The sequence below is a fragment of the Chryseobacterium metallicongregator genome, from assembly GCF_031324065.1.
Classification (GTDB): Bacteria; Bacteroidota; Bacteroidia; order Flavobacteriales; family Weeksellaceae; genus Chryseobacterium; species Chryseobacterium metallicongregator.
In genome coordinates, this window is the sequence record NZ_JAVIXS010000020.1 from 589,885 (window position 1) to 611,689 (window position 21,805).

Annotated in this window: 19 protein-coding genes; 10 read left to right on the forward strand and 9 right to left on the reverse strand. The window is 37.3% G+C overall.

Annotation, left to right across the window (positions count from 1 at the left end):
* Positions 1–112: 112 nt before the first annotated feature.
* From REB14_RS20605 to REB14_RS20615, 3 genes are read right to left on the reverse strand one after another with little or no spacing between them, the layout of a single operon-like run.
* Positions 113–1,705 carry an MFS transporter gene (locus REB14_RS20605; protein ID WP_309523153.1) on the reverse strand — a complete coding sequence of 531 codons (1,593 nt, stop codon included), beginning with the start codon at positions 1,703–1,705 and terminating at the stop codon, positions 113–115.
* On the reverse strand, positions 1,698–2,762 hold the full coding sequence (locus REB14_RS20610; RefSeq protein WP_079241303.1) for an HlyD family secretion protein: 1,065 nt from the start codon (positions 2,760–2,762) through the stop codon (positions 1,698–1,700). Before REB14_RS20610 ends, REB14_RS20605 begins: the two co-directional genes overlap by 8 nt.
* 4 nt (positions 2,763–2,766) lie before the next feature.
* Positions 2,767–4,089: a TolC family protein gene (locus REB14_RS20615; RefSeq protein WP_079241302.1), complete on the reverse strand. Its 1,323-nt coding sequence runs from the start codon at positions 4,087–4,089 to the stop codon at positions 2,767–2,769.
* A 132-nt stretch (positions 4,090–4,221) separates the two neighbouring features.
* On the opposite strand from REB14_RS20615, the gene REB14_RS20620 reads away from it, so the two are divergent.
* From REB14_RS20620 to REB14_RS20650, 7 genes are all read left to right on the forward strand, one after another.
* Positions 4,222–5,034, forward strand: a complete 813-nt coding sequence (locus REB14_RS20620; RefSeq protein ID WP_309523154.1) for a helix-turn-helix domain-containing protein — start codon at positions 4,222–4,224, stop codon at positions 5,032–5,034.
* Between the two features lie 102 nt (positions 5,035–5,136).
* The gene (locus REB14_RS20625; protein ID WP_079241300.1) at positions 5,137–5,568 is read left to right on the forward strand and encodes an RrF2 family transcriptional regulator; all 432 of its coding nucleotides are present in this window, start codon (positions 5,137–5,139) and stop codon (positions 5,566–5,568) included.
* Between the two features lie 54 nt (positions 5,569–5,622).
* The gene (locus REB14_RS20630) at positions 5,623–6,072 is read left to right on the forward strand and encodes a hypothetical protein (RefSeq protein WP_309523155.1); all 450 of its coding nucleotides are present in this window, start codon (positions 5,623–5,625) and stop codon (positions 6,070–6,072) included.
* A 14-nt stretch (positions 6,073–6,086) separates the two neighbouring features.
* On the forward strand, positions 6,087–6,515 hold the full coding sequence (locus REB14_RS20635; RefSeq protein ID WP_309523156.1) for a c-type cytochrome: 429 nt from the start codon (positions 6,087–6,089) through the stop codon (positions 6,513–6,515).
* Between the two features lie 43 nt (positions 6,516–6,558).
* Positions 6,559–7,284 (forward strand): iron-sulfur cluster repair di-iron protein, encoded by a 726-nt coding sequence (gene ric / locus REB14_RS20640; RefSeq protein WP_079241297.1) that lies wholly within the window; start codon positions 6,559–6,561, stop codon positions 7,282–7,284.
* A gap of 13 nt (positions 7,285–7,297) precedes the next feature.
* Complete coding sequence (locus REB14_RS20645) at positions 7,298–9,541, forward strand: nitric-oxide reductase large subunit (protein ID WP_309523157.1); 2,244 nt, start codon at positions 7,298–7,300, stop codon at positions 9,539–9,541.
* 62 nt (positions 9,542–9,603) lie between these two features.
* Positions 9,604–10,056: a hemerythrin domain-containing protein gene (locus REB14_RS20650; RefSeq protein ID WP_309523158.1), complete on the forward strand. Its 453-nt coding sequence runs from the start codon at positions 9,604–9,606 to the stop codon at positions 10,054–10,056.
* A gap of 57 nt (positions 10,057–10,113) precedes the next feature.
* Here the strand turns inward: REB14_RS20650 and REB14_RS20655 are convergent, their stop codons facing one another.
* From REB14_RS20655 to REB14_RS20680, 6 genes are all read right to left on the reverse strand, one after another.
* Positions 10,114–13,599 (reverse strand): glycosyltransferase family 117 protein, encoded by a 3,486-nt coding sequence (locus REB14_RS20655; RefSeq protein WP_309523159.1) that lies wholly within the window; start codon positions 13,597–13,599, stop codon positions 10,114–10,116.
* A gap of 88 nt (positions 13,600–13,687) precedes the next feature.
* On the reverse strand, positions 13,688–14,476 hold the full coding sequence (locus tag REB14_RS20660) for an SDR family oxidoreductase (protein ID WP_309523160.1): 789 nt from the start codon (positions 14,474–14,476) through the stop codon (positions 13,688–13,690).
* 97 nt (positions 14,477–14,573) lie between these two features.
* Complete coding sequence (locus REB14_RS20665; RefSeq protein WP_079241292.1) at positions 14,574–14,963, reverse strand: RidA family protein; 390 nt, start codon at positions 14,961–14,963, stop codon at positions 14,574–14,576.
* A gap of 100 nt (positions 14,964–15,063) precedes the next feature.
* Entirely contained in the window at positions 15,064–15,627 is a 564-nt protein-coding gene (locus REB14_RS20670) for a Crp/Fnr family transcriptional regulator (protein ID WP_309523161.1), read from the reverse strand.
* Between the two features lie 38 nt (positions 15,628–15,665).
* Entirely contained in the window at positions 15,666–16,268 is a 603-nt protein-coding gene (locus REB14_RS20675; RefSeq protein ID WP_309523162.1) for a TlpA family protein disulfide reductase, read from the reverse strand.
* 157 nt (positions 16,269–16,425) lie between these two features.
* Positions 16,426–17,145, reverse strand: coding sequence for a DUF6796 family protein (locus REB14_RS20680; RefSeq protein WP_079241289.1), 720 nt, complete (start codon positions 17,143–17,145; stop codon positions 16,426–16,428).
* Positions 17,146–17,344: 199 nt separating this feature from the next.
* Here REB14_RS20680 and REB14_RS20685 point away from each other — a divergent pair, with 199 nt between their 5' ends.
* From REB14_RS20685 to REB14_RS20695, 3 genes are all read left to right on the forward strand, one after another.
* Positions 17,345–18,328, forward strand: coding sequence for a helix-turn-helix transcriptional regulator (locus REB14_RS20685; RefSeq protein WP_079241288.1), 984 nt, complete (start codon positions 17,345–17,347; stop codon positions 18,326–18,328).
* Positions 18,329–18,650: 322 nt separating this feature from the next.
* Positions 18,651–20,981, forward strand: coding sequence for a TonB-dependent receptor (locus REB14_RS20690; protein ID WP_309523163.1), 2,331 nt, complete (start codon positions 18,651–18,653; stop codon positions 20,979–20,981).
* Between the two features lie 3 nt (positions 20,982–20,984).
* Positions 20,985–21,803 carry a DUF4249 domain-containing protein gene (locus REB14_RS20695; RefSeq protein ID WP_309523164.1) on the forward strand — a complete coding sequence of 273 codons (819 nt, stop codon included), beginning with the start codon at positions 20,985–20,987 and terminating at the stop codon, positions 21,801–21,803.
* Positions 21,804–21,805: the final 2 nt, after the last annotated feature.

A 21,805-nucleotide genomic window follows, 5' to 3' on the forward strand; every position in this document is an offset into this window, starting at 1 on the left:
TCATCCATTTTCTAACAAAATAAAAGAGACTGCCTTATCAGACAGTCTCAGCACTCTACTATAAAATTAGCTAACAAGCTATACTTTTGATTGATAAACAATACAATTTCACTTATGCAGGTGAAAGTCTGCGGGATTTCAGATAAAGAGCGGTTCGGTTGAGGTATGGGAAAAGAAAAATCAACAGCAGTGAAGCGGCAAGAAGCCACACCATCATTTCATAATAATCCATCGCAAAACGCACATGATTCTGAATATTCATTCTTCCTACCAATAAATTATCAGCAGCTTTTACAGCCTTATCTTCAGACATTCCTCTTGCAACAAGCTTAGCCGTCTGATGGTGAAGAAAATTTTTAACTTCCGGATCTACCACACTTAAATGATCCTGAAAAGCATTGTAATGACGGCTTTTTTCAAAGAGTTCAAAAAAATTGATCAGAGCAATGCTGATACAAAATCCGAGATATCGTATTGCTAACGCTGTTGCGGCAGCTGAAGGTCCAATAATAGCGGGAACGGAAGAAATAATATAAATAATCGTTGGAACCATTATCAATCCTACCCCTAATCCCTGAAGAAATAACGGAACGTAATAATTAAACTCATCAGCCTGAACATCAAAAGAATAATACATTAATCCATGAAAGATCAATAGCATTAAAAAACCTGGTCCCCAGATATATCGTATATTTTTCTTTTGCAAAACCATACAACAGGCAATAATGACCCCAATAACCAACCCTGCAAGATTGAAAATATTAATATAGGATATATGGAATGGATCTAAATGCAGCTCTGAGGCAAAATAGGTATTGACAATTCCTGAGGCAAACCGGCATATATACATGACAAAAAGAATCAGTAAACCTACTTTAAAGTTCCTGTATCTGAAAACCTGCAGATCAATATAAGGTCTTTTGATCGCTTGCTGACGGAATATTGATATTCCCGCCAATACAACAATCCCAATGACGCTTCCCAGAATCCGGCTATCTTCCAGCCAATAATATTCCTGACCAAAAATGGTAATATATCCTATTAAAACCAATATCGTACTGAAAAGTCCAAAACTCTGCCAGTCGAGTTTATAGAGATGAAATCTCGCATGGGTTCTGTAGTTGCTCATTGCAAGAGTGAGGAAAATAAGTCCCGGAAGGTATGAGAAAATTGCTGTTTTATAAACAATATTAAAATTGTAGGAATCAATAAGATCTGCGGTAATCAGATTATTGAATGGCAAAGCACAGATCAGAATTCCGAAGAATACTGAAAAACTGATTTCCCTCCCCCTCTCGTTGTTTAGTCTCGTAAAAATAAGGGTAAGCGAAAGGTTTACATTTCCGGCAAATAACATTCCCTGCACAAAACGAACCGGAAACAAAATATAGACTTCACGGGTGAAATAGCATATCAGACAAGCCAGAATCTGCAATGTGGTGAACAGAAGAAAATATTCTTTTGCAGCCAAAAAACTAAAAAATCGTCTTTCCAGGCTATAAAAACCTACATAACCTGCATAAAACATGGCTACTGAAAACTGGATATCCGCTGGTTCACATCCATAATATCCGGCTGCGGCATTCAGATTAGACAATGGCAGAAAAAAGATAATGATTCCCGGAAGCGTCATTGAAAAAAGAATAATCTTCACCAACCATTCCGGAGCCCATTTTTTGAAATAGGGCATTTGTCTTTTAGCCATTGGAATGCTTTTTATTGGCGTAAACATTCACATTCATTCCTACTTTCAGAACATCAATCTGACTTCTTTGTCCATCCACTCTGATTCTTACAGGAATACGCTGGACAATTTTCACGTAATTCCCGGTGGAATTATCTGGTGGAAGCAGTGAAAAACTTGAACCTGTTGCAGGAGAAAGGGAAATAATAGTTCCCTGGAATTCTTTGTCCGGATAAGAATCCGCCACAATTTTCACATGATCTCCGATATGCATATCCTTAATCTGAGTTTCTTTATAATTGGCTACCACCCATTTATCAGTTTCATTATTGACTATAAAGGCCAGCGTTTCTCCGGCATCAATCATCTGCCCAACCTCAACGGTTCTTCTTCCCATTCTTCCGTCATATGCAGCGGTAACAGCCGTATAACTTACATCCAGTTTATGACGGTCCAGCAGTGCTTCCAGTCTTGCAATTTCGGCTAAAACAACTGTTTTTTCTGCCCGTATATCATTGATCTTGGATACCGAAGCTGCATAATTATCCTGTGAAGATTGATAATCGCTTTCATTGACATCCAGGGTTGCTTTCACCTCCTCAAGACGTTGTTTGGTAGCAGATTCTTCATCATAAAGCTTTTTATATCTGTTATAATCAAGTTGCTGTTTCCAGACTTTCGCTTTGCTTGCATCTATCTGAGCCATTGCTGCTGCTGCTTCCTTTTCTGTAGTACCTGTAGTACTTTCCAATACTCTCAGTTGTGCACGGGCTTTCTGAATGGCAGCCTGTGTCTGTTTTTCCTGAAGAATATATTCTCGGTTATCAATAATCAAAAGAGTATCACCTTTTTTAACTTCCTGGTTTTCTTCAAACTTTACGGCTACAATGAATCCTCCAGCTCTTGAAATAATAGGGTTTACATATTCCTGAACCTGTGCATCATTGGTCTGCTCATATGCATAATAATTTTTTAAGGTAAAACCGCCCCAGACAGTAAGTGCAGCAACGATTACAACTGAAATCCATCCTGTGATCTTCGTGATCATTCTATCGGTGGGAGTATATTTTTTTTTCATTGTATTATAAAACGCCTGTAATGTTTTGTAGTAAATAATAATTGTTCTGTGCCATAATCTTTGCCGCTTCAAGCTCAAATTTTGTCTGAAGCAGCTGTATATCTGCATCCAAAAGTTCAGTGATAAGTGAGGTCTGGCTGAAGTAAGTATTTTTGATAATACGTGCATTTTCCTTTGCCTGAGCAACATTGGCTTCTGCCACTTTTATCTGTTCTAAAGCTTCCTGGTAACGCAGATAAGCTTCTTTCACCTGTTGCCTTACTTTATCTTCCGTATCCTTGTGTACTTCTTCTTCTTTTTCAAACTCCAGCTGGGCAGCTTTCACTTTATGAGTGTTGTGGTAAAGGGAAGAAATAGAAAACGATGCTTTAATTCCAACGATTCCCAGTGAATACCAATAAGGATTATAGGGATAAAGGAAAATCTGCGGATTGGCGTAATAAAATTCACCATACATCCCTACTTTAGGTCTTACATTGGCTTTTACCTGTTTCAGTTTGATTATGCTAAGCGCTGTCTGCTGCTCAGAAACATGATAATCAAAAGAATGATCCAATGCCAGTTTGAGATACTCATTATAAGTTGTACTCTCATTCCACTGATTAAACGGTGCTTCAGGAATAACAATCTGCTCATCCGGAATTCCAAGAATAATATTCAGTTTCTGCATTGCAATCAGGATATCATTTTCTATAGTCACCAGAGTCATTTTTCTTTTGGAAAGTTCCAGTTCAATCCTTAAAACATCACTTTTCAATACCACTCCATTTTTATAAAGAGTCTGTATCTCTTTAAGCTGTGTTTTTTGATCAGTGATATCCTGTTTGATAAGATCTCTGAAGATTAATGTTTTCTGTAATTCAAGATAAAGAGCTGCTGTTTTGTAATGAATATCAGAAACCGATTTTTCTTTCTGAATATCTTTAATTTTCTGAAGCGTCTGATTTTCCTTGATCTTAAGATTCAGCTTATTTCCGTTATAAATGTTAAGGTAAAAATCTGCTCCGGCTCTGTAAAGCGTATGAATCACTTCATGCTGTGTAGGTTTGGAAAAAATTCCGTTTTCATAGATGGGAATGTTGGAAGCTTTTTCTGCAGAACCTTTGACTTCTATTTCCGGAAGGCGTTCTCTTTTGGCATCTTTTACTTCAGCTTCAGCAATGTCTACATTGATGGTATTGATTCTGATATGACGGCTATTTTCTTCCGCTTTTTGCCATGCGTCTTTTAGGGAGAGTCGTATGGTATCCTTTGTTGGACTGCCGGTCTGAGCTGATATAGTGGAGGAAATTCCGAGCATCAGCAATCCGGCGACATAAATTTTCATTTGAATTTTTGAATTATTGCATTGCAAATTTATCAGCAATCCGGAAATTTTATTTATCTAAAATAGTCAACTTTTACATGATTCCGGCCAAATGATTATATTTGCATTTCCAATGGGATTTTAAAATTTTTTATGGGATTAATTGCTGCCCTTCCGGACATTGATAAAGACGATAAAAGTGTATTTGTTATGCACGAAAAATCAGAAAAACTGATTCCTTTTCACAAACATACGAAAGGACAGCTGAGCTATGTGGAAGGAGGAATCGCCTATATTACGATTGATAACAGAACCTATGTGGTTCCGGCAAGACATTTCTTCTGGATTCCGCAAGGAATGGAACATATTTTAGAAATCGGATATACGGCAACGGTTCTGCGTTCTCTTTATTTCTATGCCCATGATGATGTCTCTGATCCTTTCTACAGCAGATTGGGCATTTATCCGGCATCAGAACTCCTGATCCAGATGATCAAATATTCTGAAATCTGGGATGAAAAACATGTAACGGCAAAAGATGAAAATTTTGAATTTTTGGTAGCTTTAAAAAAAATCCTCCCAAAAACTCACAAACAGCCATTACCCATTATTTTGCCCGCCACCCATAACAAACAGATGATGAAAATTGTATCTTATCTGGAATGGAATATCGGAGAAAAATTGACTCTGGCCAATGTCAGCAGCAAATTTGGTTTGAGTGAGCGTTCTCTGTCACGACTTTTCAAGGCTGATATGGATATTTCTTTCCTCCAGTATTTAAAAACATTAAGAATCATCAAAGCGATTGAACTGCTTTTAAATACAGACAAACCCATCAATGAAATCGCCGATGATGTGGGTTATAGCTCTATCAGTGCTTTCAGTGATACTTTTCATGAGTTTACCCAATCGAGACCATCTGATCTTAGAAAGAGTAATAAAACAATTCAAAACATGATGGGCTAAACGCTTCACGTATGATCTTCATCACATTGATAAAAAAATAAAAGACCAATATGTCTTTTATTAAAAATATCTTTCTATATTTGTCCTATAAAAATCAGTAAAATGTTTTCAAAAACGTGCGAATATGCTTTAAGAGCCTTGATCTATATTGCCCAGCAGTCTAAAAATGACAGCAGGGTCGGGATTAAAGACATTTCAAAAAGCATCCATTCACCAGAGCATTTTATTGCTAAAATTTTGCAGGATCTGAGCAGAAAAGGATTTGTACAATCTGCCAAAGGTCCGAACGGAGGTTTCTATATGGATCAGAAAAACCTGAATACCTCCATTGCCGATATTGTCAGAGAAATTGACGGAGACAAACTTTTTACCGGTTGCGGTCTTGGGCTTGATCAGTGTTCGGAAACGCATCCGTGCCCACTCCATGATCAGTTCAAAAGTATCCGACAGGATCTTCGAATCATGCTTGAAACCTCAAAAATTCAAATGTTTGTTGATAATCTGGACTTACAGCTTACTCATTTGAGGGCTTAAAAAAATTTAAACAAATAAAAGATAAAAAGATCTTTTAATATTAAATGAATCAAAATGAAATTAGAACTCAAAAATCCTTTCGTATTGATGTTACTCTGTCTGATGACCGGAATGTTTTTTACCATCAGTTTTCTGGAAACACCAATGAAGTTTCAGGTTCCGGGAATTACCCTTCCTACCGCATTAGGTTTAGGAAAGCTCATGTTTGGATTCTCTTCAAAAATACAATGGGGATTTCTTATTGTAATACTAATACTGATGTCAGTCAGTTGGAAAAATTATACGAAAACTGACTTTATAATTCTGGCTGTTTTAGTTTCTATCCTTGCTGCAGAACAGTTCTGGCTTCTGCCGGTACTTGATTCCCGTGTTGATTTACTTACATCAGGAAAAACATTATCTCCTACTCCATTACACGACTATTTTATTTATGCTGAAACCGCAAAAGCATTGATGTTCATCATAGCCATCATATTACAATTCAAAAGAAATACAGTTCAATAATAACACTATTCATTATGAAAAAACTCGTTCAAAATACCATTATTGTATTGACTTTAACTACATTATTATTCTCCTGTTCAAAACCGGAAACAACTCCCATTCCACAGGCCGAACCTTATTCCGAACAACAAGTTGTCCAACCACAGCCAGTCGAAACAGTTCCTGAAACTGCAGCTTCCTCAGGTGCATCAAAACATGAAGGATTGAAATTAATTGAAGGAACGGATTGCCTTACCTGTCATAAAATAGATTCAAAATTAATAGGTCCTTCTTATCAGGAAGTTGCAGCAAAATATACAGATGCTGATCTTGATATGCTGGCACAGAAAATCATTGAAGGAGGCAAAGGCAATTGGGGCGAAATTCCCATGACTCCTCATACAGGATTGAGTAAAGAGAATGCCCGACAGATGGTAAAATATATTTTATCTCTTAAAAAGTAATTAAAAAATTTTAAAATAATAAAAGACAAAAAAGTATTATATTATGAATACAAGAACAGACTTTATAGGAAATATGGTGGCTGAAGATTTCAGAACAGCTGCAATTTTTAAAAGACATGGTATCGATTTCTGCTGTAAAGGAGGAAGAACCATTGAAGAGGCATGTAGCAATAAGAAACTTGCTCCTGAAAAGATTTATGAAGCACTGGAAGCCCTTCCAAAAAATCAAGATTCTGCAATAGACTTTAACAGCTGGCCGCTAGATCTTCTGACAGATTATATTGAGAAAACCCATCACCGTTATGTAGAAGAAAAGACCCCGGTTTTGCAGGCATTTCTTGATAAATTGTGCAAAGTACATGGAGGAAGACATCCTGAACTGTTTGAAATCAATTCTTTATTTAATGAATCGGCACACGATCTGGCTGCCCATATGAAAAAAGAAGAGCTGATTCTGTTCCCGTTTGTAAAAAATATGGTGAAGGCTAAAATATCCGGAAGTTCTCTTCCAAAGCCTCATTTTGGAACTGTAGAAAATCCGGTTCACATGATGGAACATGATCACACAGTAGAAGGAGACCGTTTCAGAAGGATCGCAGAAATCACCCAAGAATATCTTCCACCTGCAGATGCCTGCAATACTTATAAAGTAGCTTTTGCGATGCTTCAGGATTTCGAAAATGACCTGCATAAACACATCCACCTTGAGAATAATATTCTTTTCCCCAAAGCCATCCGACTGGAAAAAGAATTTGCCGTTGAATCTTAAAAATTAATATAGAATGACACCTAAAAAACTTTGGATATGGCTTGCTGTAGTAATGGTTGCTTCGTTTGCGGTTCTTATCTTCTACGGGACTGAAATTTACAGGAAAATACCACCCATTCCGGGCAAAATAGTCAGCACAGATGGAACTGTGATGGCTACCGCACAGGATATTAAAGACGGACAGAACGTCTGGCAGTCTATTGGTGGGCAAACAGTAGGAAGTATCTGGGGACATGGTGCCTATATTGCTCCGGACTGGACGGCTGATTATCTTCACCGTGAATCTGTTCTTCTGCTTGATGAACTGGCAAAAAAGGATGGAAAAGTTTATCAAGAACTTCCGGATGAAGAACAGGCAAAATATCAGGTACTGTTAAAAAAAGAACTTCGTACCAATACTTTTAATGAAAGCAATAATGAAATTGTTTTCTCCCCGGAACGGGCTGAAGTGCAGAAACAGCTTTCACAGTATTATTCAAAATTATTCATGAATGATGCTTCCATGGCAAAACTTCGTGATCAGTATGCTATTCCTGAGAATACCATTAAAGATACCGGAAGAATGGCTAAAATGAATGCTTTCTTTGCATGGAGCACATGGGTTTGCATCACAGAAAGACCAGGAGATGATGTAACCTATACCAATAACTGGCCCCATGATGAATCGGTTGGAAACATTCCTCCTCCTTCATTACATTTATGGTCAGGGTTAAGTATATTACTTTTATTAGGTTGCGTAGGTCTTTTGGTATTTTATCATGCCCGAAACAAAGAGGAAGAAATCAGTGAAGCTCTGCCACTGGAAGATCCATTACGAAATATGAAACCTACCCCTTCTATGAAAGCCACTTTGAAATATATTTGGGTCGTTGCTCTGCTGATCCTTGTTCAAATGCTTGCCGGTGTAGTTACAGCCCATTATGGTGTGGAAGGAAGCGGATTTTATGGGATTCCTTTGGATCAGTTTTTACCACAGTCGGTTTCCAGAAGCTGGCATGTACAGCTAGCAATATTCTGGATTGCCACTTCATGGCTGGCCACAGGACTTTATATAGCTCCCGCAGTTTCAGGGCATGAACCGAAATATCAGAAACTGGGAATCAATATATTATTCGGAGCCTTACTGATTGTTGTACTGGGATCATTAACCGGGCAATGGCTTGGTGTAATGCAAAAGCTTGGTCTGGTTGATAATTTTCTTTGGGGACATCAGGGTTATGAATATGTGGAACTGGGAAGAGTATGGCAGATCTTACTGCTTATCGGGCTTATTCTCTGGTTGGTTTTAATGGTCAGAGCATTGCTTCCAGCCTTGAAACGTAAAGATGGAGACCGTCATTTGCTGACCCTATTTACCCTTTCATCCGTAGCCATTGCATTATTTTATGGAGCAGGATTAATGTATGGAAGACAAACTCATATGGCGATTGCCGAATATTGGAGATGGTGGGTTGTTCATCTTTGGGTAGAAGGATTTTTTGAAGTATTCGCAACGGTAGTGGCTGCCTTTTTATTTACAAGGCTGGGATTATTAAGGTTGAAATCTGCCACCAATGCCGTTTTATTTTCTACCATTATTTTTCTTGGCGGAGGAATTCTGGGGACATTTCACCATCTGTATTTCAGTGCTACGCCTACCGCTGTACTCGCCTTAGGAGCTACTTTCAGTGCCCTGGAAATAGTGCCGCTTGTTCTGATAGGCTATGAAGCATACCAGAATTATCAACTGAGTAAATCAACCCCATGGATTCAGGCTTACAAATGGCCTATCTACTGCTTCATTGCCATGTGTTTCTGGAATTTCCTTGGCGCTGGAATCTTTGGATTTGCCATCAACCCACCTATCGCATTGTACTATATCCAGGGATTGAATACCACTGCAGTACATGGTCATGCAGCCTTGTTCGGAGTTTATGGGATTCTGGGAATCGGATTAATGATGTTTGTTTTGCGAGGACTTTATCCTGACCGACAATGGAATGATAAATTAATTGGCTGGGCTTTCTGGATGATTAATATCGGACTGCTGGTAATGGTAACGATAAGTCTTCTGCCGATAGGTATTATGCAGTCGGTAGCCTCTATAAAAGAAGGTTATTGGTATGCACGTTCTGCAGAATTCATGCAAACGGACATCATGCATTTTCTGAGATGGATGCGTGTGCCGGGAGATATTTTACTGGCTGCTGGTGAGCTGCTTCTGGTAATTTTCATCATCGGACTTAAATTGGGTTGGTCGTTGAAAGAAAAACGTTAGCATTCTTTATTCAAGCCTCATGAGTTAACTTATGAGGTTTGATTATCTTTAAATAAAAAATCATGAAACGCAATCAAAATATTATCCCGCTTTCCAAAGATCATCATTTCGGGCTTCTTTGCAGCTGGAAAGTAAGACAGGGACTGAAAAAAGAAACTGAGGTTTCGCCGATAAGAAATTATATCCTGTATTTCTGGAAACATCATCTGGAAAAACATTTCATGGAAGAAGAACAGATTTTATTTCATTATCTTGAAGATGAATATAGAGTTCGTATACAGAAAGAACATAGAGATATTGAGGATATTGTTTCAAAAATAAGTTCCTCAGAAAATACAGATCTTATGTCAGGTTTTGCCGATCTTCTGGAGCAGCATATCCGCTTTGAAGAACGGGAATGGTTTCCCCATCTGGAGGAAAAACTGGATCCTTCTGCTTTTGAGAAAATAGGATCAGAGCTGCATCAGATTCATAATAACGAAAAGGACGACTATGAAGATGAGTTCTGGAAATAAATCTGCAGTAAATTAAAAAGCCTTTAAACATCTAATTTAAAGGCTTTTATTTAAGTTTTACTGTGTCACTTTCATCATTGCATTGGTGATTTCAATTTCTTTTTTTCTGGAATATGTGGAATCAAAAGGCTGCATGACATTGAACAAATATTGATAAAAAGGAGCGATCTGGCGTATATTTTCAGCTTCCTTCACTGCTTTTTGTTTGCCCATCTGTTGAAGTCCTTTGATAAAAACACTGAATTTCTTATCGATAGGTTCTATTGATTGTAAAAGGTAAGCATGGGCTTTTTCATTCTGTCCCAAAGTTTTGTAGGCATCTGTAACAGCTGCAACAACAAGTGCATATTCCATTGGTTTTGACCTCATCTGCCTTTTAGCCATTGCTTTAAATGAAGGAGAAAGATTCTGGTAATAATCATATTCTTCAAATATTCTTTTTTTGAGCATTTCTGCCAGCTGAAGACCTTTTTGTTCCTTTCCTGCAACAATATATCCTGTAACCATTGCACTTAATGAACGTGGATCACTGTATTTCTCCACAGGAATTTCTTTTGCGGCAAGATCCAGTAACTCCAACGCTTTAGCTTTCTGCCCATTGACAACCAATGCAGACACTGCCCTGCTGACAGACATTCTGTAGCCCAATATATTTGACGTAGCCGTTTCATCATAATAAATACTCAGATCTTTAAAATTTCCCCATCTGAAGTTTTTTACCACATGATAAAGAGAATTCGCATCTACCCTTCCTTTGTCTCCATCCGGACTCTGTGGAGTATGAATAGGAACCAGCCTGTAGCTGAAACCGTCAAACTGAAGATATTCATCCAGATAAAAAATATTTTCGCTGTCATACATTCCGCCAGAAGAGAAATTGATCGGACGTTTCCAATCGAAATTAGCCAACATATCGAGCATCATCAAATTACTTTTATAAAGTGTGTTGGCTTCATAATTAATCGTGATCTGATCTACAGCTTTTGGAAGATCTGCCTGAGTAATGATCCCGGCTTTCACCGCATTTGCCTTATTTACCGGAAGAATAAATTTACTCACCGGAAGAATATTGTATTTTTCATATTGTTTTTCTCCGAAATACATTTTAAGCAATTCATCTTTATCAGAAGATTTCAATTTCAGAAATTTCATAGCATCTTTCAAAGTCAGAGAATCCTGAGTCAGATATTTTCTGAATTCCTGAAAAGCAGTATCCGGAGCTCCCTGTTCTTTCAGCATTTGGAAAAGTTCTTCCCAGTTTTCTTTTTTCATCAGATAAACCTGATCATTAACGCCATCTCTATATTCTTCATGCGTTAATTCACCCGGAATCCCTTTCGCATTGTAAGTTCTTCTTTTCACCTGATCTATATTCCATGGAGTAGCCAAAAGGGTAAAGTTGACCGTTTTCACATCATCCCTGAATCTTTCTGTTTCCTGAATGGCCCATACCGGAAAGGTATCATTATCACCATAAATAAAAATAATATCATCTTTCGGCAATGACCGTAAAAATGACCAGGCATAGTCACGAGCTGCAGTCTTCTTACTTCTGTCATGCGAAGTGTAATTCTGAAATCCCATCATCAAAGGAATTCCTAATAAAATAAGCCCAAGAATAATGTTGGCAGCATTGGATTTAACCTTAGACTGAATCATCAAAAGGATGGCTCCGGCTCCCAGACCAATCCAGATGGCAAAGGCATAAAATGAGCCTACCATGGCATAATCTCTTTCTCTTACTTCAAATGGTTTTACTCCGGTATAGAAAACAATTCCCATACTTGTCAGAATAAACAAGGAAAGAATGGCATAAAACCGTCCAAAATCTCTGTTCAGCTGGAAAAAGAAACCAATCAATCCTACAATCAATGGAAGAAAGAAAAACTTTACGGTACTTTCATTTTTAAATTGGGCAGGCATATGATCCTGATCTCCCAATAAAGCATTATCAATAAAAGAAAATCCTGAGATCCAATTTCCATTGGTGTTTTCCATGTGTCCCTGAAGATCATTCTGTCTTCCTGCAAAATTCCACATCAGATATCTGACAAAATAATATCCGTTCTGGAATGAAATAAAATAATCCATATTCTGGGCAAAAGAAGGACGCTGTACCTTGATCAGATCATAAGGTTTCACTTTCAGATAATCTTCTGCTGTGATGGAGTCTCCTTCATATTTTGCTCTCAGTTCTTCGAAAATTCTTTTTGCTTCGGGATTGTCTGCCACATCTTCATTGTCATAATTAAAGGTGAAATCAGGTGCTCCATACAAAGAAATGTAATTCGCAGTCACTTCTTTATCTTCGTTGAACATCCTTGGCATAAAGCTTATGTGAGATTTATTAAAAACATAATTGAATCTTTCCCCGGTCTTTCTGTAAGTTCCGATTTTTTCATCTTTTTCGTAAATATCTCCGGTAATCTCCCTTTTGTAACTTCCGTCTTCATCTTTTTCCAGTCCGTTTTTATCAAGAAATGCAGTGTAATTCTGTCCGTAAATCGTAGGCCAGTCACCGTATTGCACTCTGTTATAATAATCTCTCATTCCGATGGCGGTATCAGGATCATTAAGGTTCATCGGAGGATTGGCGTTGGCTCTTATCGGAATCACCAGCCAGCATGAAAACCCGATGATCATATAGACCAGAGATAAAACAACAGTCTGATAGAGTTTTCTTTTTGTTTTTCCCGCATATTTAATCAGAAGATAACTTATGATGGTCATGAGAACAAATGCCACAATGGTCCCTGAATGGAAAGGAAGTCCCAGCCCGTTCACAAAGAAGATTTCAAGCTTTCCGAATATTGTCATAATCAAAGGGAAAATCATCTTGAATACGAAGGCAAGAATCCCAAGTGTAATCAGATTGGCCACTATAAAACCCTTCCACGAAAAAGTATAATTTCTGGCATAATACACCAGGCATATCGCCGGAATAGCCAGCATACACATCATATGTACTCCTACGGAAAGCCCAATAATAAAGAAAATAAGAATAATCCATCTCTCGCTGTCGACTGCTTTATATTCGTTTTCCCATTTGGTGATGAGCCATACCAGCAAAGCGATAAACATCGAAGCCATTGCATACACTTCTCCTTCTACTGCTGAAAACCAAAATGTATCTGAAAACGTAAAACATAAAGCTCCGATTACTCCGGAAAACAGAATCGATATTTCCTGATGTCTTGTAATTTTTTCAACATCTTTATGTAAAAGTCTTCTTAAAAAATGGGTAATCGTCCAGAACAGAAACAGGATTGTAAATGCACTGAATAATGCTGACATGGCATTGATTACAATAGAATAATTTTCTGCATTCCCCAATGCAAAAATACTTGCTACCGCTCCCATAATCTGGAATAAAGCCGCTCCCGGAGCATGGGTTACCTCCAGCTTCACGGCTGAAGAGATATACTCTCCGCAGTCCCAAAAACTCAGGGAATGTTCGATCGTTGAAAGATAAGTAATAAGCGCAATAGCGAAAAGGAACCATCCCAGTACGGTGTTCCATTTTTTAAAAGACCAGTTTTTCATATCATATTTTCCAATATTGATATGACAACCAGAGGAAAGAGTTTATTACATGAAAATTTTATTTATTTTCTTAATAATTGATTGATTATTAATACGTATTATTCAATCCTCCATCCAAAGGAATACTTGTTCCGGTAAGATAGCCTGCATATTCTGAAGCGAGAAAAGCTACAAGATGTCCATATTCTTCAGGTTTTCCGAATCTTTTCATAGGAATTTTATTTTCCCTCGCCATTCTTATTTCCTCTGCTTTTGAACCACTTTGCTGAGCCTCATGAGCCACCAGTTTTTGAATTCTTTCAGTATCGAAATATCCTGTTAAGACATTATTTACCGTAATATTATGCTGTGCAATCTCATTAGAAAGGGTTTTTGCCCAAGCGATTACTGCAGAACGTATAGAATTGGACAAGGCCAGATTTCCAATCGGTTCTTTTACGGATAAAGAAGAAACATTAATGATACGCCCTTTTTTCTGTTGAATCATATGCGGTAAAGCCAATAATGTTGTTTCGCAAACAGTTTTAAAGAGAAGGTCAAATGCTTTCTGATAATCATCTGCGCTTTTATCCAGTGCTAAACCAGGTTCAGGACCATTGGTATTATTGACCAGAATATCTATCGAATGATCATTAAAAAATCCTTTTATAATTTTCTTATAATTTTCAAAATCCGAAAAATCAGCTACCAGATATCCATGTTCCTGTTCCGGATTGATGACCGGCAGTGAAGAAACAAAGGCTTTAAGTTTTGTTTCATTACGAGCCATAACGGTAACATTAGCACCACATTTTGCAAGTTCTAAAGCAATTCCGGCACCGATTCCCTGTGTAGCTCCACCTACTAAAGCATTTTTTGAAAAAAGTTGAATATTCATATGATCTTTGGATATACTAATTGGTATAGGATAAATGTAAGAAAAAACCTTCAAATTTATATTTTGAAGGTTTAATTTTTTAAGCTCTGTTTCTCATTTATTTTACGGCTGTAGCTTCAAGTTCCACCTTTAAAGTTTCAAACAAACTTTTTACTTCAAGCATTGTTACGGCCTGTTGAAGCTTATGCCTTGCAATCCACTCCTGAAGAATGGGAAAGTGAGGCCAGAGCTCTTCAGTAGAAGTTGTATAGATATTTAATCTTACTATATTTCCACATTCATATCCTGCTGAATAGATCACTTCTTCCAGATTGGCAATAGCCTGTTCCAGTTGCGATTTCATATCATGAGTACTGGATATTCCATCAGGATCAATAGCTGCCTGTCCGGAGCAGTATAAAGTACTTTCAACATTTTTTACTTCTACAGCCTGAGAATAGCTTCTCTCTTCCTGCCATTTCCATGGATTAATGGTTCTTTTTTCCATTGTTTTGAATTTGTTATATGTTACTCTACAAAATTGCAGAACAAAAGCCTCAAATTCCGGTGATCAGAGTCACGATTATGCTGTGATCATCGTCACAATTTTATAGTGACAGACGGCTCAGTGTCTCTCTTGAGACTCCTAAATAAGCTGCTAAAAGAGATTTTGGAACCCGCTGAACCAACGAAGGATATTTTTTCAAAAGCTGCTGATACCGTTCCTTTATTCCGGTTGTCATCATGGAAATAGTCCGCTGCTGAGCGGTAATAAATCCCATATAAGCTTTTTCAAGAAAGAAATGTTCCAGTTTCGGAAGCTGTGCACAGAGTTTTTTATAATCATCCAGCTTAATGCATAATACTTCTGTCTCTTCAATGCATTCCAAAGACATTGTTGCTGCAGTTTGCTGATAATAAGCCGGAAAATCTGTTTCCCACCAATCTTCCATAGCAAATCCTATAATATGTTCTTTTCCGGTTTCGTCAGCATAAACCAATTTTAACAGACCTTTCAAGACAAAATAGTTGTAAGGAACAGCTTCTCCTTCCTGTACTAAAAACTGATGCTTTTTATATTTTTTATAGGTAAAACATGATGATATGAATTCAAATTCATCATCGTTAAGAGGAAGTATTTTTTCGATGTGGATTCTTAGCTGTTGCATCATATTCTGTTTCTTATGATTTAAAAATACGATTTAAATAGCTAAGGATTTTGTTTTAAAAGCTGATCAATCTGTTTATAAAATGAATCTTTACTATAGTCTGCCAGTCCTTTATGATGCAGGCGTATTTCTCCCTTTTTATCCAGTACAACAGTGGTTGGTAAAGATCCACTATATAATGCATCAGGAATATTTCCAGCCGGTGTAAGAAAAGGAACTGTAAAGCCTTTTTCTTTTAAATAAGATTTTCCAAGAGCTGCATTATCGTCCAGATTTACCGTAAGGAATACTATCTCCGGATTGTTTTTGTACCGATCATACAGTTTCTGAACAGACGGAAACTCGGCACGACACGGAGGGCACCATGATGCCCAAAAGTTAATGAAGACTACTTTATTTTGTAATGCCGAAGTATCTGTAATCTTTCCTTCTTCATTCTTCAGCATCAATCCGGCATAGGAAACTTTAGCTGAAGTATTTTGTGTTTCTTTTGGTTCTGATATACTGGCATTGAGAATTCCTGTGGAAGCCACCTGTCTCATCAGCCATGCCTTTGCATCTTTATTCACCAAAATGATAATAAACAATATTGTAAGGACTACAGTAGAGCCATTTTTTCTTAACCAGATTTTCAGATTTTCCATATTCTCCCGCTTAATTCCCTGCCAATATAGGATTAATATTTTGATCAAAAGAAAGGAAGGACTGTTTTTAAAACAAAAAAGCCTTAAAATACTAAGATTTAAAGGCCTTTCTCTGTGTTTTATTTTAAGTTATTATCATGGTAAGATTCTTTAAAAACTATATCTTATGGAACAGTTTCTTTCTGAAAAGGAAAAGCAGTGAACTGAAAAATGTCAGATAGGCAATATTGAATATCGCTCCTCCTACCCAACCTGAAAAAGGAAGAGGTAAAAGATTTTTTACAGGAATGATAAACAAAGTAAGTGCAAATGGAGTCAGCAAAGCCATCCATCTCGGCAACAGGGTTTTATTGAAAAGAATACAAACAGCAAAGGAAATCCATCCGACTGCCAGTACACCAATAGCTGTTCCCCAGGCGATGTTCAGCATTTTCATAAAACTTCTTCCCGTTTCCAGAAGATAAGGGTGAGAAGCAGAATCTGTATGGTAAACCGCTTTATAAATCTCCCCAACATAAAAGAATCCGGCATGTCCTAAAGGTGATAAAACCGCTCCTGCCAGTAAGATCCAGTACACCAAGACTGCGTACCATTTTTGAGTGTCTTTGAAAAACTGATACACTAGCCACGTGGCAGGAAGCAGTAAGGGTCCGGTAAGAGCACCAATCAAAGCTCCAAACATCAACCTTGGAGTGGAACCTTCCAGCATTAAAGTTGCAAATTCTACATTCACCTGATCTGCATAGGTCTTTGAAAACAAAGGATAATCAGAAGGATTCGGATCAAATCCGGCAACGTAAATATCACCAATAATCCAACATATTGACACTGCAATTGCTGCAGCAAAAGACCAGTTTATTTTACCTGAATATTTCATAAGTTTTCAACAATTAATTTTATATAAAATGTACATCGTTTCATTATTTTTTTCCATTATTTAAAAGCAAATTTTAATTATTAAGAATCATTCTAAATAATTATTACCTTTGTGCAAACTTAGTCTAAACATTCAACAGAAAGGGTCTGTAAAACGGAATAAAAAGTCCGTAAAAAGGAAATTCTAACAAAAAAAGGAAATGACAGTACGGCTATATGATGAAAACCTTGGGAATATGCTCATGGAGCGAAATTATCCTTCTTCTTATTTCTTACATGATGGAGGCATCCAGGAATGTATTACCCAGCTCATTCCTCCTTATGGAAATGGTTTTTATCACGAAATTAGTTTTACTCATGTCCACATCGGTTTTGGAAACATTGTATTGAACAAACCGCTTGAAATATACCTTGAAAGTGATTTTGATTCGGTAGAAATGCATTTTACCCTGAAAGGAAAAAGCAAAGCAATTTCGGGTAACTTCCAGAAAACTGTAGTGTTTGACAGCTATCAGCACAACATTATTTATGCCCATCATATGGAAGGCAGAATGGAATTCGAAGGTCCGGAAATGTATGTATTCGAAATCAACCTTGCCCCTGAGTTCTTTAAAAAATTTCTGCCTGAACATTCAGGACTGTTTGAAATATTCAGAAGTTCGATTGACAAGCAGAATTCATCTCTCATTCAGACTGAGCATAACCGCATTACCCATGAAATGTATCAGATTCTGAACGATATCATTTATTGTAACAGGAAAGGGATATTCAAACGAATTTATATTGAAGCTAAAGTAAATGAACTTCTTCTGTTACAGCTTGAACAGTTTCTTGACAGTGAATCCTTACCTTCTTCTCTTCAGAAAAAAGATATAGAAAAAATGTACGCTGTGAGAGATTATATTGTAAAGAACCTGAATGCAGACAGCTCTCTGAATGATCTTGCGCATCTGGTGGGAACCAACGAATTTACTTTAAAGAAAGGCTTCAAAGAACTTTTCGGAACTACCGTTTTCGGATACTGGAACGATCTCAAAATGGAACAGGCAAAAAGAATGCTTCTCGATAGTAATCTGAACATCAGTGAAATTTCCGATCATATCGGCTATAAAAATCCGAGACATTTTTCATCGGCGTTTAAAAGAAAATTCAATATTCTTCCCAGTCAAGTAAGAAAGAGATAACATCGTACAGTCTTTTAAGAGCTCATTTGTCTATTTTTTATACGGGACAATAATAAAAACTAAACAATCCCCGTTAATAATTTGTTTTTCAATAAAACCAACTGAAAAACAATAATAAATCAATATACAATGCATAATATTATTGTTTATGTAACCATCTTATTTTATCCTTGCTTTTACCATTTCCGGGAAGCTGTTTTTTCACCGGATTTATTTCATAATTAAATTGTTACGTGTAACAAATCCCCTATTCATCTAACTAATCATACATCAATTAAACATTAATTCCTATACAAGAGATCTACTACTTTAAAATAAACTAATGCAAACATCCTTTTTCAAAATCACCGCAGCCACTGCTGCGCTCTGTTTCAGTAGCCTGGCAATAGCCCAACAAACGTATTCCGTAAGTGGAACCGTAAAAGACAAAAAAAACGGTGAATTGCTCATCGGAGTCTCTGTAAAAGTAAGTGAAGATCCTACTATTAATGTTGTAGCCAATGAGTATGGATTTTACTCACTTTCCTTACCTGAGGGAAATTACACCCTGATTATTTCCTATCCTGGATATCAGGATTTTGAACAGCAGATCAAAGTAGATCAGAATATAAAAGTTGACCTTCCCCTCCTTCCTGCAGAAACTGTAGCAAAAGCAATTGATGAGGTGGTGATAACCGGCATTAAAAAGGATAAAAACCTGACTTCGGCTCAAATGGGAGCAGAAACGTTAAACATTAAAAATATAGAAAAACTTCCTGTCCTGTTTGGAGAAAAAGATGTGATGAAAACCATACAGCTTTTACCCGGTATTAAAAGCAGCGGTGAAGGAAGCAGCGGGTTCAGTGTAAGAGGTGGTGCTACCGACCAAAACCTGATCTTACTGGATGAAGCTCCGGTTTATAATGCCTCTCACCTTCTTGGTTTTTTCAGTACATTCAATAGTGATGCCCTGAAAGATGCCAGCATCATTAAAGGAAACAGCCCTGCACAGTACGGAGGCCGTCTTTCTTCTGTATTAGATGTTAAAATGAAGGATGGAAACAACAAAGACTATAATGTCAATGGAGGAATTGGTCTTATCAGCAGCAGATTAAGTGTGGAAGGCCCTATCCAGAAGGAAAAATCTTCATTCATTGTTTCGGGGAGAAGAACGTATGCCGATTTGTTTCTTAAAACCAACAAAGATTATAAAGACAACAAATTATATTTCTATGATCTGAACCTTAAAGCCAATTATCAGATTAATGAAAACAACCGTATTTACCTGTCCGGATATTTTGGAAGAGATGTTCTGGGATTGGGAGATACTTTCAATACAGACTGGGGAAATACTACCGCTACGTTGAGGTGGAACAGCATTATCAGCAGTAAACTATTTTCCAATACGTCATTCATTTACAGTAATTATGATTACAAGATCAGTCTGAAAAATGATGATACCGTATTTGATTTAAATTCAAAAATCCGTGACTGGAATCTTAAGCAGGATTTTACCTGGTTTGCAGGAAACAAACATTCTGTACGTTTCGGTCTGCAATCTATTTATCATACGCTTACTCCGAGCAGTGCTTCGGGGACTACGGTGAGTAGTTTTTCAAGAAATCCGAGATATTCATGGGAGAATGCTGTTTACATTAATGATGATTATAAAGCAACGGAAAAGCTAACGATTAATTATGGCGCAAGACTCTCCATGTTTAGTGTTTTGGGAGGAGACACATTCAATACCTATGAGAATGGTGTGCTAACCGACAGTAAATTCTTAGAAAAAGGAAAATTCGGGAAAACCTACGTGAATATTGAGCCACGTGTTAGTGCCAACTACCGTATCAACGAAGTCAGCAGTGTAAAAGGAGGTTATTCCAGAAATACTCAGAATCTTCACCTTCTGAGCAACAGCAACAGTGGAAATCCTACCGACCAGTGGATAGGAAGCAGTTACACGGTAAAACCGGAAATTGCAGATCAGATCAGCCTTGGTTACAGCAGAAATTTCAACAACAATAATTATGAACTGAACGCTGAGATTTATTATAAAGATATGAAAAACCAAATCGACTTCAAAAACGGAGCTCAAATTGGTTTTGATACAGGAGCAGATGTAGAAAGTGAATTGCTATTCGGAAAAGGAAGAGCTTACGGTCTCGAACTTATTGCCAAAAAGAAAAGCGGAAAACTGACAGGATGGATTTCCTATACCCTTTCTAAAACAGAAAGAAAAATCAACGGAATCAATAATAACGAATGGTATAACGCCAGAATGGATAAAACCCATGATCTCTCTATTGTTGCCACCTATCAGCTTAATCCAAAGTGGAGTTTTTCAGGGCTTTTCGTATATAGCACAGGAAATGCTGTTACCTTCCCTACCGGAAAATATGAACTGAACGGACAAACCATATTCCAGTACAGCAACAGAAATGCAGACAGAATGCCGGCCTATCACAGAATGGATCTGAGTGCTACTTATGAACCCAGTACCAATAAACGATTCCGTGGTTCATGGACATTTGGTATTTACAACCTATATGGGAGAGAAAATGCCTACACCATCAACTTTGAAGACAATCCTGACCGTCCCGGAACAACCCGTGCAATGCAGACCTCTTTATTCCGTTGGGTACCCAATATCACTTATAATTTCAAATTCTAAATCATGAAAAATACATTATATATCATAGTATCTCTCCTTGCCTTAACTTCTTGTGAAAAAGAGATCGACCTGGATCTGAATGATCAAAGCGGAAATATTGTCATTGAAGGAAATGTAACCAATCAATCAGGACCTTATACCGTAAAAATTACAAAGTCAGTAAGTTTTTCATCACCTAATCAATATCCGGCGGTCACTGGCGCTGAGGTTATTTTAAGTGACGATATAGGACAAACAGAAACCCTTCATTATGTAGGAAACGGAATCTATCAAACGACAACTTTCACCGGAGAGCCTGGCAGAACTTATACTTTAAAAGTTCAGGCCGAAGGAAAACAATATACGGCTCAAAGCAAAATGCCTGAAGTAGTTTATTTTGACGGATTACAGCAGAGTTCTTTCAAATTCGGAGATAAAACTACATATACCCTCTTGCCATTATTTACAGATCCATTACCATTAGGAAACCGCTACCTTTTTAGCTTTACCATCAATGATCTTACTAAAAAGTACATGAATACTTTTTCAGATAATGTAAATAACGGATTACCCAATCAACAGCCTTTAATTCTTCCTAATGACGATAATAAAGGCAGAGATCATGAAGTGGTAGTTGGAGATAAAATTCATGTAGAAATGCAATGTATTGACAACAATATATTCACATATTACAGTTCTTTGCTTCAGATTTCAGGAGGCAATGGCGGAACAGCCACTCCTGCCAATCCACCAAGTAATATCAGTAATGGAGCATTGGGATATTTTTCAGCCCATACAACAGATACGGAAACTTTTGTCATTGAACAGATGACTACTCCATAAAT

Bases quoted from the DNA above. Each gene is read 5' to 3' on its own strand.
- REB14_RS20635 (WP_309523156.1), top strand. From the start codon at position 6,087: ATGAAAAAACTCGTTCAAAATACCATTATTGTATTGACTTTAACTACA.
- REB14_RS20690 (WP_309523163.1), top strand. From the start codon at position 18,651: ATGCAAACATCCTTTTTCAAAATCACCGCAGCCACTGCTGCGCTCTGT.
- ric (WP_079241297.1), top strand. From the start codon at position 6,559: ATGAATACAAGAACAGACTTTATAGGAAATATGGTGGCTGAAGATTTC.
- REB14_RS20685 (WP_079241288.1), top strand. From the start codon at position 17,345: ATGACAGTACGGCTATATGATGAAAACCTTGGGAATATGCTCATGGAG.
- REB14_RS20660 (WP_309523160.1), bottom strand. From the start codon at position 14,476: ATGAATATTCAACTTTTTTCAAAAAATGCTTTAGTAGGTGGAGCTACA.
- REB14_RS20625 (WP_079241300.1), top strand. From the start codon at position 5,137: ATGTTTTCAAAAACGTGCGAATATGCTTTAAGAGCCTTGATCTATATT.
- REB14_RS20605 (WP_309523153.1), bottom strand. From the start codon at position 1,705: ATGGCTAAAAGACAAATGCCCTATTTCAAAAAATGGGCTCCGGAATGG.
- REB14_RS20630 (WP_309523155.1), top strand. From the start codon at position 5,623: ATGAAATTAGAACTCAAAAATCCTTTCGTATTGATGTTACTCTGTCTG.
- REB14_RS20695 (WP_309523164.1), top strand. From the start codon at position 20,985: ATGAAAAATACATTATATATCATAGTATCTCTCCTTGCCTTAACTTCT.
- REB14_RS20670 (WP_309523161.1), bottom strand. From the start codon at position 15,627: ATGATGCAACAGCTAAGAATCCACATCGAAAAAATACTTCCTCTTAAC.
- REB14_RS20650 (WP_309523158.1), top strand. From the start codon at position 9,604: ATGAAACGCAATCAAAATATTATCCCGCTTTCCAAAGATCATCATTTC.
- REB14_RS20680 (WP_079241289.1), bottom strand. From the start codon at position 17,145: ATGAAATATTCAGGTAAAATAAACTGGTCTTTTGCTGCAGCAATTGCA.
- REB14_RS20665 (WP_079241292.1), bottom strand. From the start codon at position 14,963: ATGGAAAAAAGAACCATTAATCCATGGAAATGGCAGGAAGAGAGAAGC.
- REB14_RS20645 (WP_309523157.1), top strand. From the start codon at position 7,298: ATGACACCTAAAAAACTTTGGATATGGCTTGCTGTAGTAATGGTTGCT.
- REB14_RS20675 (WP_309523162.1), bottom strand. From the start codon at position 16,268: ATGGAAAATCTGAAAATCTGGTTAAGAAAAAATGGCTCTACTGTAGTC.
- REB14_RS20655 (WP_309523159.1), bottom strand. From the start codon at position 13,599: ATGAAAAACTGGTCTTTTAAAAAATGGAACACCGTACTGGGATGGTTC.
- REB14_RS20620 (WP_309523154.1), top strand. From the start codon at position 4,222: ATGGGATTAATTGCTGCCCTTCCGGACATTGATAAAGACGATAAAAGT.
- REB14_RS20615 (WP_079241302.1), bottom strand. From the start codon at position 4,089: ATGAAAATTTATGTCGCCGGATTGCTGATGCTCGGAATTTCCTCCACT.
- REB14_RS20610 (WP_079241303.1), bottom strand. From the start codon at position 2,762: ATGAAAAAAAAATATACTCCCACCGATAGAATGATCACGAAGATCACA.